The 13,729-nt window shown below is 75.2% G+C and carries 10 protein-coding genes; 5 read left to right on the top strand and 5 right to left on the bottom strand.

What is annotated here, in order from left to right:
* Positions 1-5 precede the first annotated feature (5 nt).
* Positions 6-2,333, top strand: a complete 2,328-nt coding sequence (locus B5Y66_RS08955; protein WP_079573651.1) for a bifunctional metallophosphatase/5'-nucleotidase — start codon at positions 6-8, stop codon at positions 2,331-2,333.
* Positions 2,334-2,414: 81 nt separating this feature from the next.
* Here B5Y66_RS08955 and B5Y66_RS08950 read toward each other — a convergent pair whose 3' ends face one another.
* The 3 genes from B5Y66_RS08950 to B5Y66_RS08940 form a co-directional block, all read right to left on the bottom strand.
* Positions 2,415-4,421, bottom strand: coding sequence for a YhgE/Pip domain-containing protein (locus B5Y66_RS08950; RefSeq protein WP_176168828.1), 2,007 nt, complete (start codon positions 4,419-4,421; stop codon positions 2,415-2,417).
* Positions 4,422-4,636: 215 nt separating this feature from the next.
* Positions 4,637-5,578 (bottom strand): hypothetical protein, encoded by a 942-nt coding sequence (locus tag B5Y66_RS08945; protein WP_079573647.1) that lies wholly within the window; start codon positions 5,576-5,578, stop codon positions 4,637-4,639.
* A gap of 1 nt (position 5,579) precedes the next feature.
* Positions 5,580-6,038 (bottom strand): Lrp/AsnC family transcriptional regulator, encoded by a 459-nt coding sequence (locus B5Y66_RS08940; protein ID WP_079573645.1) that lies wholly within the window; start codon positions 6,036-6,038, stop codon positions 5,580-5,582.
* Between the two features lie 114 nt (positions 6,039-6,152).
* Here B5Y66_RS08940 and ddaH point away from each other — a divergent pair, with 114 nt between their 5' ends.
* Positions 6,153-7,100: a dimethylargininase gene (gene ddaH, locus B5Y66_RS08935; protein WP_079573642.1), complete on the top strand. Its 948-nt coding sequence runs from the start codon at positions 6,153-6,155 to the stop codon at positions 7,098-7,100.
* Positions 7,097-8,287 (top strand): ornithine cyclodeaminase, encoded by a 1,191-nt coding sequence (locus B5Y66_RS08930; protein ID WP_079573640.1) that lies wholly within the window; start codon positions 7,097-7,099, stop codon positions 8,285-8,287. Before ddaH ends, B5Y66_RS08930 begins: the two co-directional genes overlap by 4 nt.
* A 64-nt stretch (positions 8,288-8,351) precedes the next feature.
* Here B5Y66_RS08930 and B5Y66_RS08925 read toward each other — a convergent pair whose 3' ends face one another.
* Positions 8,352-8,993, bottom strand: coding sequence for an HAD family hydrolase (locus tag B5Y66_RS08925; RefSeq protein WP_079573638.1), 642 nt, complete (start codon positions 8,991-8,993; stop codon positions 8,352-8,354).
* A gap of 158 nt (positions 8,994-9,151) precedes the next feature.
* Here B5Y66_RS08925 and B5Y66_RS08920 point away from each other — a divergent pair, with 158 nt between their 5' ends.
* Both B5Y66_RS08920 and B5Y66_RS08915 read left to right on the top strand, forming a co-directional pair.
* Entirely contained in the window at positions 9,152-10,312 is a 1,161-nt protein-coding gene (locus B5Y66_RS08920; RefSeq protein ID WP_079573636.1) for a hypothetical protein, read from the top strand.
* A 225-nt stretch (positions 10,313-10,537) separates the two neighbouring features.
* Entirely contained in the window at positions 10,538-12,025 is a 1,488-nt protein-coding gene (locus tag B5Y66_RS08915; protein ID WP_079573634.1) for a zf-HC2 domain-containing protein, read from the top strand.
* 93 nt (positions 12,026-12,118) lie between these two features.
* Here B5Y66_RS08915 and B5Y66_RS08910 read toward each other — a convergent pair whose 3' ends face one another.
* Complete coding sequence (locus tag B5Y66_RS08910) at positions 12,119-13,711, bottom strand: M20/M25/M40 family metallo-hydrolase (RefSeq protein WP_245807016.1); 1,593 nt, start codon at positions 13,709-13,711, stop codon at positions 12,119-12,121.
* Positions 13,712-13,729 lie beyond the last annotated feature (18 nt).

Raw genomic sequence — 13,729 nt, 5'->3', positions numbered from 1 at the left:
GTCCCATGTCCTCAGCTCGGCCCTCCTTCCGCCGGCGGACCGCCGGCGCCACGTGCCTGACCCTCGCGCTCGCGGGGGTCACCACGGCCGGCGCCGTCTCCGCCCAGGCGGACCCGATCGTCGACGTCCAGATCCTCGCCACCAACGACTTCCACGGCCGCATCCAGGCGAACGGCACGGAGGCCGGCGCCGCGGTGCTGGCCGGCGCGGTGCAGCAGCTGCGCACCGAGAACCCGAACACGGTGTTCGCCGCCGCGGGCGACCTCATCGGCGCCTCCACGTTCGAGTCGTTCATCCAGCACGACAAGCCCACGATCGATGCCCTCAACGCCGCGGGCCTCGACGTGTCGGCCGTGGGCAACCACGAGCTCGACCAGGGCTACGACGACCTGCTGAACCGGGTGATGGCGCCCTACGACGCCGACAGCAACCCGTTCGGCGGCGCGCAGTGGCAGTACGTGGCCGCCAACCTCAAGGTCAGGGCGACGGGCGACGACGCCGTCCCCGCCACCTGGATCAAGGACTTCGGCGACGTGCAGGTCGGCTTCGTCGGCGCGGTGACCGAGGAGCTGCCCGCCCTCGTCAGCCCGGCGGGCATCGCCGACCTCGAGGTGCAGAGCATCGTCGACACGACGAACGAGGAGGCCGACGCGCTCAAGGCCGAGGGTGCCGACGTCGTCGTCCTGCTGGTGCACGAGGGCGCGGAGTCCACGGACTGCGCGGCGATGCCGACGGCGGACAACGCGTTCGCGAGCATCGTGAACGACGTCAGCCCCGAGGTGGACGCCATCGTCTCCGGGCACACGCACCTCGCGTACGACTGCACGTTCCCGGTGGACGAGTGGGCCGGCGAAGCCGTGACGGAGCGCCCGGTCGTGTCGGCCGGGCAGTACGGCTACAACCTCAACCAGCTGGTCTACTCGGTCGACGCCGCGACGGGCGAGGTGGCCGGCGTCGAGACGGGGATCCTGCCGCTGGCGGGCGCGTACCCGGCCGACCCGGACGTCACGACGATCGTGGCGGACGCCGTCAAGGAGGCTGACGTGCTCGGCGCGGAGCCGCTGGGCGAGATCGGCGGGGCGTTCAACCGCGCCAAGCTGTCGTCCGGCGCGGAGAACCGCGGCGGCGAGTCCACGCTCGGCAACCTCGTGGCCGAGGTGCAGCGGTGGGCCACCGAGGCTCCCGAGTCGGGCGAGGCGCAGATCGCGTTCATGAACCCCGGCGGGCTGCGGGCCGACATGGTGGGCTCCGGCACGGACGCCTTCCCGCGCACGCTCACGTACAAGCAGGCGGCCGCGGTGCAGCCGTTCGCCAACACGCTCGTCAACATAGACCTCACGGGCGAGCAGATCAAGGCGGTCCTCGAGCAGCAGTGGCAGCGCGACGCCGACGGCAACGTCCCCTCGCGGCCGTTCCTGCGCCTCGGCGTCTCCGACGGGTTCACGTCCACGTTCGACGCGAACCGTGAGGAGGGTGACCGCATCACCGGCATCTGGCTGGACGGCGAGGCGATCGACCCGGCCGCGTCGTACTCCGTCACGGTGAACTCGTTCCTCGCGTCGGGCGGCGACAACTTCCGCGCCTTCGCGGACGGCGCGAACGCCCGCGACACCGGGAAGGCCGACCTCGCGGCGTTCGTCGACTACATGGCGACCTTCGCCGCCGACGAGCCGCTCGCCGTCGACCCGAGCCAGCAGGCCGTCGGCGTCTCCTTCCCGGCTGACGCCCCCGAGGCGTACGAGCCCGGCACGACCGTCGCGTTCGACGTCTCGTCGTGGTCGATGTCCGCCCCCGGCGACGTCACCGACCCGGAGCTCACCGTGTCGCTCGGCGACACCGTGCTCGGCGCCGCCGCCGTGACGACGGCCGCGGGCACCACGCCCGACGACACGATCGGCACGGCCGCGGTCTCCGTCGAACTCCCGGCCGACACCCCCGCGGGCGCCGCGACGCTCACGCTCACCGGGGCCGCGACCGGCACCGAGGTCACCGTGCCGATCGAGGTCACCGAGCCCGCCAAGGCCACCCCGACCCTGACGGTCGACGCGCCGGAGACGGCGGTCGCGTGGCTCCAGCCGGCCCGCATCGACGTGTCGGTCGAGACGCCGGACGGCACGCCGACGGGCAAGGTCACCGCGACGATCAAGGGCAAGAAGGTCGACGTCGACGCGCTGAACAAGAAGGGCGACGCCCGCCTGTGGGCGGGCCCGTTCCAGCCCGGCACCGTCGAGGTGGAGCTGCGCTACTCCGGCGACGACGCCACCGAGGCCGCCACGACCACCACCACCATCCGGGTGAAGAGCCTGTGGGAGGTCATCTTCGGCGGGCGGTGACCCGCACCCCCCGAGACACCGACGGCCCGGCCCGACGCTCCCCTGAGCGTCGGACCGGGCCGTCCGGCTTCCGTCCCGGCGTCAGACGCGACGCCGGACGTGGAGCGCGACCGCCGCCACCGCCGCCAGCAGCCCGAGGGCCAGCAGGACGCCGCCGCCGAGCGCCGCGCCCCCGGCGGGGCTGTTCGTCACCTCGGACCTCATGGTGCCCGTCCCGTCCGCGAGCTCCGTGGTGCCCGCCGCGAGCGTGGCCGCCCCGTCCGCGAGGTCCGTGCTGCCATCGGAGAGCTGCGTCGCGCCGGTCGCCAGGCGCCCGGCCCCGTCCGCGAGCTCGGCCGAACCGTCGGCCAGCCGTCCGGCGCCCTTGTCGAGGTCCTGGGCGCCGGTGTCGATCTTGCGGATGCCGACCGTCGCGTCGTCCGCGCCGTCGGCCAGCTTGCCCAGGCCCGCCTCGAGGTCACCCGCGCCGGTCTGCGCCTCGCCGAGCTTGCTCGTCAGCTGCGCCGCCCCCGCGGACACCTGACCCGATCCGTCGACGAGCGCGGGGAGCTTGCCGGCCAGCTCGGCGGCGCCGTCGTTGGCGCGGACGGTACCGGCGGCGACCTCCTCGGCTCCGTCGGCGAGTGCGGGGAGCTTGCCGGCGAGCTCGGCCGCGCCATCGCTCAGCTCGGTGGTCTTCCCTGCCAGCGTGGTCACGCCTGCGTCCAGCTCGGACGATCCATGGGCGAGCGACTTCGCTCCGTCGCGGGCCGAGGCCGCGCCCGCCTGGAGCTTCGAACCGCCGGTGAGGAGCGCGCCGATCCCGTCCCGGACCTGCGCAGCCCCCGCGTCGACCTGCTGTGCGCCCCCGTCGAGGCGAGCGGTGGCGTCGGCGAGCTTCCCGGCTCCGGACGCGACCGACTCCGCGCCGTTCGCCACGGCCACCGTGCCCGACTGCAGGGCCTTCGAGCCGGCGACGAGGCCCTTCTCCCCGTCGAACCCGCCGGCGAGCTGCGCGGCACCGTCGCGCGCGGCACCGACACCGCCCGCGACCTGGGTGGCACCCGCCGACAGGCCCTCGGCCCTCGCCGTCAGGCCCTTCAGCGTCGCGGCGAGCTCAGGGTCCTCGGTCGAGGCGGCGAGGTCGGCGAGCGCGTTCGCCAGGTCCGAGCTGCCGCGCGCGACCTGGCCGGCACCCGCGTCGACGGACTCCAGCCCGGCGGCGAGCGAACGGCTGGCGCCCGCGGCCTGGGCGACTCCCGTGGTCAGACGCTCGGCGCCTGCCGCCGCTGTCGAGGCGCCGTCGGCGGTCTGCCGCGCCCCGCCCTTCAGCGTGCCGGTGGCCCCGACGAGTGAGGTCGTACCGTCCGCCACCGTGGTCGCGCCGGCCGCCACGTTCGTGGCCCCCGCCCCGAGCTCGCCCCCCGACGTGACGAGCTTGTCGATCCCCGCGGACAGCTGACCGACACCGGACGAGAGGTCGGATGCGCCCGAGGCGACCGCGCCCGAGCCGGTGGCAAGTCTCGTACTTCCCTCGGCGAGCAGCTCGGACCCGCCCGCAAGTGCGTTCGCCCCGTCCGACGCCTTGGCGTTTCCGGCAGCGACCTGGGCGGCGCCGTCGACGAGCTGGGGGAGCTTGCCGGAGAGCTCGGAGGCGCCGTCCGACGCCCTGACGCTGCCGGCGGCGACTTCGGAGGCGCCGTCGCTGAGCTTGGCTCCACCGTCGTGCAGCAGCACGGTGCCGTGGTGCAGCGTCTGGATCCCGGCGAACGCCTCGACGGTGCCGGGCTGCAGCTTGGTCTCGAGGCCTTCGCGCAGCTCGCTCGTACCGTCGAAGAGGCGTGCGGTGCCGGCCGTGAGGTCGTCGGTGCCGTCGACGAGGCGGACGGTGCCGTCGACGAGGGTGCCGGCGCCGTCGGACAGCTCGCCGGCCCCGTCGGCGAGCTGCGTGCTGCCGTCGGACAGGCGGGCTGCGCCGTCGTCCACCTGGGCGGCGCCGGCGTCGAGGCGCGTGGTGCCGTCGGCGACCTTGCCGTCGAGCAGCAGGAGCACCACCAGCGCGACGAGCGCCGCGAGGGCGAGGGCTGCGACGGCGATGGCAGAGGACACGGCGGGGCCGCGTGTTCCACGGGGCACGGGGGTGATCGAGTTCATCGGGGCCTCACTCCGGTCCGGGTCGTCGTCGACGCGGACGTCCGCGCGGCTCGGGGCCGCGGCCCGTCGTCGTCGACGGGTCTGGAGGGAGACTACTGATGCGGCCTCAATAACGGGAGGGTGCGTGCGGATTTCACCCGCTCGGCAATGCGGACGACGCGGGTCGCCGGTCAGTCCCACCCGCAGGCGTCGTGGACGATCTGGTAGATCACCGCGCGCTGCTCGTCAGACATCGGCACGTGGATCACCGGCTGCGGCGCGCCGTCGACCTCGGTGTGCAGGGGCAGGAACGTGCCGCGCTTGTCCTCCGCGACCACGTGCGGGTCGCAGCGCGCGGGCACGAGGTCGAGCACGACCCGCCCGTCGTCCTGCCCGGCCAGGTCGTCGCCCGTCCAGGCGACGCCGCGTGCGGGGGAGAGCAGCGTGGTGCCGGAGATCTCCACCAGGTGCACGTCGGGTCCGCCGGGCACGGGCTCGACGCCGAGCGTCACCCGCCCGCCGGGCTCGACGCCGCCGGAGGTGCGGACCCGGGCGGCCTCGACGTCGGCGACGCGCAGCGTGACGCCGGAGGCGACCAGGCGCTCGGCGCAGGCCTCCGCGTGCACGGCGGCGAGGCGGGCCAACGGGTCGATGACCTCGACGTCGACAGCGGTCCCGGACGTCGCGCCCTCGGCGGCGGACGCCGCGCCCGAGACGTCTCCCGCCGCCACCCGCACCGTCGCCGTCGCGACCGGCGTCTGCTGCGCCGCCGCGCCGGTCAACGGGTCCGGGGCGGTCGCGTCGCAGTCGACCTCCCCGAGCCGCAGCCGGACGTCACGGCCCGCGCCCGGCGCGAGCTCGCGGGCGCGCGGTGCGCCGTCGGGGCTGCTCGGCCCGAACCCCGGGGCGTCGAGGCTGCCGCCGAGCAGGGTCACCGTGCTGTCGGAGCCGTTGACCACTCGCAGCACGGCGCGGCGGTCGGCGTACTGCGTGCGGTCCTGGCGCAGCTCCGCCGTCAGGCCCTGCGCGACGCCGCTCGGCAGGGGCTGAGCGTCGTCGCCGGGGGACGTGCAGCCCGCGAGCGCGAGCGCCGCCACGGCGACGAGCCCGACGGCGCAGTGTCGCGCCCGCACGTCACGCCCCCTCCGCCGAGGACGACCGGGCGGGCCGGTCGATGACGCGCGTCATGACCAGGGACGTGCGCGTCTTGTCCACGCGGGCGCTGGCACGGATGGCCTCGACGGTGCGCTCCACGTCGCCCATGTTGCCCGCCATGATCTGCACCATCGCGTCGGCCTCCCCGGTGACCGTGTCCACCCGCACGATCTCCGGGATGGTGGCCAGGTCGCGGCGCAGGGTGGCGGGGGAGACGTTGCCGCGGCAGAACAGCTCGACGTACGCCTCCACGCCCCAGCCCAGCTCCTCGGGCGCCACCCGCACCGTGAACCCGGTGATCTCGCCGCGCGCGAGCATGACGTCCACGCGGCGCTTCACCGCGGGCGCGGACAGCCCCACGTCGGCGCCGATGTCGGCGTAGGTGGCACGACCGTCGCGCAGCAGGTGCCCGACGATCCTGCGGTTCAGCGCGTCCATGTCAGCTCCATGCCCGAATTCTTCAACCGGGACGCTCGATACGCCAGGTCGGGGCCCGGAACGCGCAACGGATCGCGCGTCCGGCGCAACGTCGGCGGCCCTAGCGTCCGGGTTATGACGGCCCTCACCACGCCGACGACGACGTCGGCCACGGTTCCCCAGCCTGCGAGGATCCCCGAGCGCGCGGCGACCCCGCGCCACTTCCTCATGTGCCCGCCCACCTATTTCGACGTGGTCTACGAGATCAACCCGTGGATGGACCTCGGCGTTCCGGTCGACGCCGGGCGCGCCCTCGCGCAGTGGGAGCACCTGCGCGCCACCTACGAGGCGTACGGTCACCGCGTCGAGGTGATCGACCCGGTCCCGGGCCTGCCCGACATGGTGTACGCCGCGAACGGTGGCGTCGTGCTCGGCGGGCGCGCCCTGGCGGCGCGGTTCACCTACCCCGAACGGCGGCCGGAGGGCGTCGCCTACGAGAAGTGGTTCGCCGGCGCGGACGACGGCGTCACCAGCCTCGGCCAGGCCGTCGAGCAGAACGAGGGCGAGGGCGACCTGCTGCTCGCCGGTGACGTCATGCTGGCCGGCACGGGCTTCCGCACCTCCCGCGCCGCGCACGCCGAGGTGGCCGCGCTGCTCGGCGTCGAGGTCGTGACTCTCGAGCTCGTCGACCCGCGCTACTACCACCTCGACACGGCGCTGGCGGTGCTCGACGGCGGAGCCTCGCCGCTCGTCGCCTACCTGCCGGAGGCGTTCAGCCCCGCCTCGCAGGCCGTGCTCGCCGAGCGCTACCCGGACGCGATCCTCGCGACGCCCGAGGACGCCGCGGTGCTCGGCCTCAACGCCGTCTCGGACGGGCGCCACGTGTTCCTCACCGACCGCGCCACCGGGATGCACGCCCGGCTGCGCGAGCGCGGCTTCGAGCCGGTCGGCGTCGACCTGTCCGAGCTGCTCAAGGGAGGCGGGTCCGTGAAGTGCTGCACGCTCGAGCTCCGACCGGCCCCGGCGACCACGCCGACGAGCTCGCCCACGAGCACCGCCACCGACCAGGAGGCCCGCGCATGACGACCGTCCCGTTCCTCGACGTCGCGTCCATGGCGCGCTGGGTGGCGCACCGCGGCCCGGAGCCCGTGATCCGGCGGCTCATGGACGCCCTCGAGGTCGACTTCGCCCGGTGGCCCGACCTGGACAAGCGCCCGCGGATCGCGTCCCACTCCCGTGACGGCGTCATCGAGCTCATGCCCACGTCCGACGACGTCACGTACGGCTTCAAGTTCGTCAACGGCCACCCGCGCAACCCGGCGCGCGGCTACCAGACCGTCACGGCGTTCGGCGTCCTCGCCGACGTGCGCAACGGCTACCCCACCTTCCTCGCCGAGATGACGCTGCTCACCGCGCTGCGGACGGCGGCGACGTCGGCCCTGGCGGCGCGGTACCTGGCGCGCGCCGGCTCGCGGACCCTCGCGCTGATCGGTGCCGGGTCGCAGTCGGAGTTCCAGGCCCTGGGGATGCGGGCCGCGCTCGGCATCACGCACCTGCGCGTCTGGGACACCGACCCGGGCGCGCAGGCCAAGCTCGCCCGGCACGCGCGGGCCCTCGGCTTCGAGGTGCACGAGGCGACCAGCGGCGAGGACGCCGTCACCGGCGCCGACGTGATCACGACCTGCACGGCGGACAAGGCGAACGCGACCGTGCTCACCCACGGCATGGTGTTTCGCCTCGCCCGGCCCGGCGTGCACGTCAACGCGATCGGCGGTGACTGCCCCGGAAAGACGGAGCTCGACCCGGCGATCCTGCGCGGCGCCGAGGTGTTCGTCGAGTACGAGCCGCAGACCCGCATCGAGGGCGAGATCCAGCAGACGCCGGACCTCGTCGTCACCGAGCTGTGGGAGGTCGTGGCCGGGCGGCGCGACGGGCGCCACGGCGCGCCCGCCACCGCGGGGCCCGGCGACGCGTTCGCCCGGCACGCCGGCGACCGCCGCACCCCCGACGACGCCACCGTGACCGTCTTCGACTCCGTGGGCTTCGCCGTCGAGGACTGGACAGCGCTGCGCCTCGTGCGCGACGACGTCCCCACCGGGCTCCTGCAGCACCTGGACCTCGTCGCCGAGCCGGAGGACCCGAAGGACCTGTACTCCCTGGTGCTCGCCGCCGAGCAGGACGACCGCGCCGATTCCCGGGACGCCCTCGACCGGCTCATGGGACTGACCGGCCGCGGCCACGTGGAGGCGCTCGCGACCGCACGGCGCTGACCCCGCCGCGCAGCCCCCGCTCGGGGTCGCCGCCGCCCGGCGGCCCCGAGCCCGCGGCGCGTCCTCACGCCCCGTCGAGGACGAGGTCCGTCAGCTCGGCGAGGGTGCCGATCCGGTGGGTGGCCCGTGAGAAGTCCTGCGAGCTCGTGAACTCGTGGTGGACGACGGCGCAGTCGATCCCTGCCGCGACCGCCGAGGCGAGTCCCCGCGACGAGTCCTCGACGACCAGCGTCTCCGCCCGGGTCGCCCCGAAGAGCCTCAGGCCGGTCAGGTACGGCTCCGGGTGCGGCTTGGCGTGCACGTAGTCCTCGCGCGCGAGGACGAAGTCCATGAACGGCAGGATGTCGCGCCTCTCGTGGATGAGGTCGAAGTCGACCCGCCGCGACGTCGTCACGATCGCCATACGGACGTGCGGCGCCAGCTCGGCCAGGGTGTCGACGACCCCGTCGATCTCGATCGCCTCCGTCCGCAGGTACTCCTGGTAGTAGCGGTCGCGGACCTCGCGCTGCCGGTCGATCGTGGCCTCGTCGACGCCGGCCCGACGCGCCTGGGCCCAGGTGGCCTGCCCGTCGTGCATGTCCCGCAGGTACCGGTCCCGGTCCTGGGTGAAGCCGACGTCCGCCAGGGCGCGCTCCCCGGCCCGGTAGTACCAGGGCTCGGTGTCCACCAGCACGCCGTCGTGGTCGAAGAGGACGAACTGCTTCATGCGCTCGAGCCTGCCCGTGGTCGCGGAGAGCGGCGCCGACGTCCCGCACCCTGAGACCTGCCTGAACAGGGGCTTGCCCGAACCCTGGGGTTCGCTGTCATCATGACCCCGCGAGCGTGCCTCCGGTGCGCCGCTCGAGACCCAGGGACGGGGGCACCGTGACCGAGACGGCCGGTGACGACGCGCCGTCGCGCGCGGGGTTCGTCGACGACGCGATCCGCCGGATGCGGGTCGCCGCCGCGGCCGCGGGGCGCGGGGGAGCACCCGGCGCCGCCGGGACCGCCGACCCCGAGGCGCAGCGCACCGCCCTCGCCGCGCTCCCGCCCGACGACCAGCTGCTGCTGTGGGCCACCCACGTCCAGCGGCACGAGCCGGCCGCCGTCGCCGCCGCGCTCGGCACGCACACGCGCGCCGTGCCTCGTTTGCTGGGGCAGGCCGAGCAGGCCCTCGCCGCGGCGCTCGAGGCGGCCCACGCGCACGGCTGCCCGCCCGGCTGCGCGGCCACGCGGCGGGCCCTCGGCGACCTGACGCACCGGCGGGTCCAGCCCGCGCAGGAGACGGAGCCCGAGGACCATCTCGTCGCCTGCCCCGCGTGCCTGCACGCGTTCGTCGACGTGCGCGAACCCGCCTGGGCGCTGCGGGACGCCGGCCCGCGGCTGCTCGCGGGCGGGTGGCGCCCGGCCGCGGTGCTCGCCGCGACGGCGGACCGACCCGCGACGCCCGCCCCGCGACCGGTGCGACGGCAGAGCTGGCTGATCGTCGCGGGCACGGTGGCCTGCGTCGCCGTGGCGGGGGTCGCGATCGCGCTCGGCAGCGGGGACGCGGCACCCGCGGCGCCCGGCCCCGGGTCGTCGCCGGAGGCGACCACCGTGGGCACGGTGCCCGACGGCGGGGTGTCGCCTGCGGTGGCACCCACCTCGACGACGCGAGAGGGCGGGCCGAGCGCGGGGCCGATGCCGTCCGGGGACGCCACGGAGACGCCGACGGGCGAGCCCTCGCCGACCCCGAGCGGCGACGACGATTCCGTGGACCCCGACCCGTCTGCCACGTCGTCGCCCACCCGCGGCGACGACCCGACGTCGTCGCCGACCTCCTCGTCGTCCGGGTCGCCGTCGACGCCGTCGTCGCCGCGGCCGTCGTCGACCACCCCGCCGGAGGACCCGCCGACGGAGGAGGAACCCGCGCCCACCGACAGCGGAACCCCGAGCGAGGACCCGACGAACGAGCCGACGGACGGGACCTCGACGGAGCCGGCACCCACGCCTTCGGCCGACCCGGAGCCCACCGGTGAGCCGGGGCCGACCGAGCCCACGGAGTAGCCCACTGACGCAGCCCGCCGCACCCTGCCGAACGAGCACGGGAGCAGGTCGTCGAACCGCCCGGGGGCTCGGTGAGCGCCGCTGCGGCGCGCCGTCCCGGGCCTGGGGATTTGCCTTGGCCCCGTGCGTCGCTGCGATCATGGCCCACGGCGCGCCCGTGTCGCGCGCCGTGAACGGCCCGCGACGACGGGCACCGGAGAGCATCAGCAGAGACGGGGGCGTCGCGTGACCGCGATCCACGACGGCGACGCGCCCGCGCGCCGCGGCGCCGTCGACGACGCGATCCGGCGGATGCGTGCCGCAGCCACGGCGGACGGTCGCGACGACGGTCCGGGCGCGGCAGGCACGGTGGACCCGGCCGTGCTGCGCACCGTGCTCGCCACGCTGCCGCACGACGACCAGCGGCTGCTGTGGGACCGGCACGTCGTGGGCCGGGAGCTGGCCGCGATCGCCACCGAGCTGGGCATGCACGCCCGGGCGGTGCTGCGCCGGCTGCGTCAGGCCGAGGAGCGGCTGGCCGCCGCGTTCGCGGCAGCACACGCCCGCGCCTGCCCGCCCGGATGCCTCGACACGCGGCAGTCGCTGCACTCGTACGTGCGGCACCGGCTCTCGCCGCCGCGCCGCACGGTGCTCGAGGCGCACCTCTTCGGCTGCCAGGGCTGCATGCGCGCGTTCATCGACGTGCGGGAGGCCGGCTGGGCGGTGCGCGACGCCGGCCCGCTGCTGCTCGCGGGCGCGGCTGCGGGAGTCGCCGCGGGCGGCGCCGTGCCGGTGGTCGTGGGCGCGCTCGGTGCCGGTACCACCGGCGCGGGCGCGCTCGTGTGGTCGGGCCCGGTGGGCGCCGCGCTCGTCACGGCCGGGGAGTGGGTGCGGGCGATCGTGCTCCGGCTCGGCCAGCTCGGCAAGGGCGGGCTGATCGGCGCGGGCACGGTCGCCGGGATCGCGGTCGCGGCCGTCGCGGTGGCGATGAGCGGCGGCGGCACCGGTGGACCGGTCGCCGCGCCGCCCGCGCCCGCCCCCACGTCGTCGGCCGTGGCCCCTGCTCCGGCCCCGAGCGACGCGGCGTCGCCCGACGCCCCGCCCGAGCCGGAGCCGAGCGCGACGACGGCCCCTCAGCCCACGCCGTCGGCGGACGCGCCGTCGACCCCGTCGACCGGCGGCCACGCCACCCCGAGCACGCCGACGCCCGGCCCCACGACGACGCCGGGCACCACTCCGCCGTCGTCGCCGCAGCCCAGCGCGCCGGCGACGGGCCCCGGCACGTCGCCCGAGCCGTCCGCCTCACCCGGGCCGACGGAGCCCTCGACGTCGCCGAGCGCGAGCCCGTCGCCGACCACCGCGCCGTCGCCGCCCGCCTCGCCGTCACCGAAGCCGACCCCGCCGTCACCGACGCCGACGACGACGCCCGAACCGACCCCCACCCCGACCGAGGAGCCTGACCCGGACCCGGTGCGCACCACGGTCACGGCCCAGACCTCCGGGCTGCGCGGCATCTACTCGGTGACCGTGGCCGACGCGGACGCGACGATCGTCAAGGTCACGGAGGACCGCCGCTGGCTCCAGACGAAGGAGTGCTCCGACGGCTGGCACGTCGCCTCGTGGCGCAACCGGGTCGGCACCGTCACCATCACCGTGGAGGCGCCGCCCGGCGTCGAGCCCGGCGTGACCCTCGCCCGGACCGGCAACTGGCCGGGGTGGCTGCACACCTGCTGACCCCGGGCACGGGTCGAGCCTGTCGAAACCCGGCGAGGTCTCGACAGGCTCGACCAGCGGTGGTGCGGTGCCGACAGGCTCGACCGGTGGCGATCAGCGCCCGTCGAAGCCGTGCGACCCGCGGTGGTGACCACCGCCGTGGCCGTGGCCGTGGCCATGGCCGTGACCATGGCCGTGACCGGGCCGGCCGGGCTCGACGCCGTTGACGGACTCGGTGCTCCACGCCAGCTGCTGCGCGGCGTGCCCGATCGCGCGGGACATGATGTCCAGCGCCTCGATGTTCACGTTCGACAGGTCGTCGCCCGCGGAGTGGTAGTTCTGGTCGAGGGCCTCGCCGGCGACCCCGCCGAAGACGGCCGCCTCCTCCTCGGTCTTGATCGCGTCCGCGCCGGTGAACAGGCCGGAGGCCGGCACGCCGTTGCTGATGAACGCGTCGTAGTCGGAGCGGCCGGAGAACTCCGAGTCCACCCACGCCTGGTCGATGTCGTCGAAGTAGTCGGTGAAGACGGCCTCGGTCGCGACCGAGCCCTCGGGCACGGTGACGGGGGCCGGGAACGTCGACTCGTTGGCGTCGTACACGCCGATCGTGTAGTTCGGCGAGCCCACCATGTCGAAGTTGAGGTAGGTCGCGATGTCGTCGAGGGCCTCGGGGTCGTTCGTCACGAGATCGTCGACGTAGTGCGCCGAACCGACCAGCCCGAGCTCCTCGGCGCCCCACCACGCGAAGCGGACGGCGTTGTTGAGCTTGGCGCCCTTGGCCAGCTGGACGGCGGTCTCGAGGATCGCGGCCGAGCCGGTGCCGTTGTCGTTGATGCCCGGCCCTTCCGGCACGCCGTCGAGGTGGGCGCCCAGCATGACGACGTTGTCGTGCCGCCCGCGCTTCGTCTCGGCGATCACGTTGAACGTCTCGGCGGTCCCGATCACGGCCTGCAGGTCGAAGGAGACCTGCGTCGCCGGGTCGGCGGCGAGGGCGGCGACGATGGCCGCACCCTCCGCCTGCGTGACGCCGACCGTGGGCGCGTACCCGTCGTTCCGCTCGCCGAGGGTGCCGTTGAGCGCGCCGTCGGTGTTGTTGTAGATGATCAGCCCGGCGGCTCCGGCCTCGCCGGCGGCGAGCGCCTTGGCCCCGAACGTGCACGACCCGCGCTGCACCACGGCGATCTTGCCGGTGGCGTCGACGCCGGCCCACGAGTCGTCGTGCGGCGCCTCGGGGTCGTCGCTGGCGGGGCAGCCGTCCGCGACCGCGGGCTGCACGGCCGCCGCGGTGACGCCGTCGTCGGGCGTGGAGGTGGAGTACGTCATCGGCACCGGGTCGAAGGCGACGCCGGGGATCGTGACGGACAGGTCGAGCACGTCGAACGTGTCGAACTCGAAGTACTGGCGCTCCGGCTGGTACCCCGCCTTGCGCAGGGTCTTCTCGACGTACCTCGCGGACGCCTCGTAGCCGGGGCTGCCGGCGGCGCGGTTGCCGTCGTTCTCGTCGGCGATCTCCTGGAACGCCTCCAGGTGGCGGAAGACCCGCTCGCCGGTCACTCTCTTCGACAGGTCCGGCCCTGGCACGTGGGTGCCGTGCCGGCCGGTGGCGACGGCGGGTGCCGCCGTCGCCGTGGGGGTGAGGGACGCCGCGACGACGAGCCCGCCGAGGGCTGCGGTCGCGACGGCCGTGCTGAACATCCTTGTTCTCACGGTCGACCTCCTGGTGGT

It is taken from the genome of Krasilnikoviella flava (assembly GCF_900167525.1).
GTDB lineage: Bacteria > Actinomycetota > Actinomycetes > Actinomycetales > Cellulomonadaceae > Isoptericola > Isoptericola flavus.
This window is presented reverse-complemented; position numbering and strand designations above follow the sequence as displayed.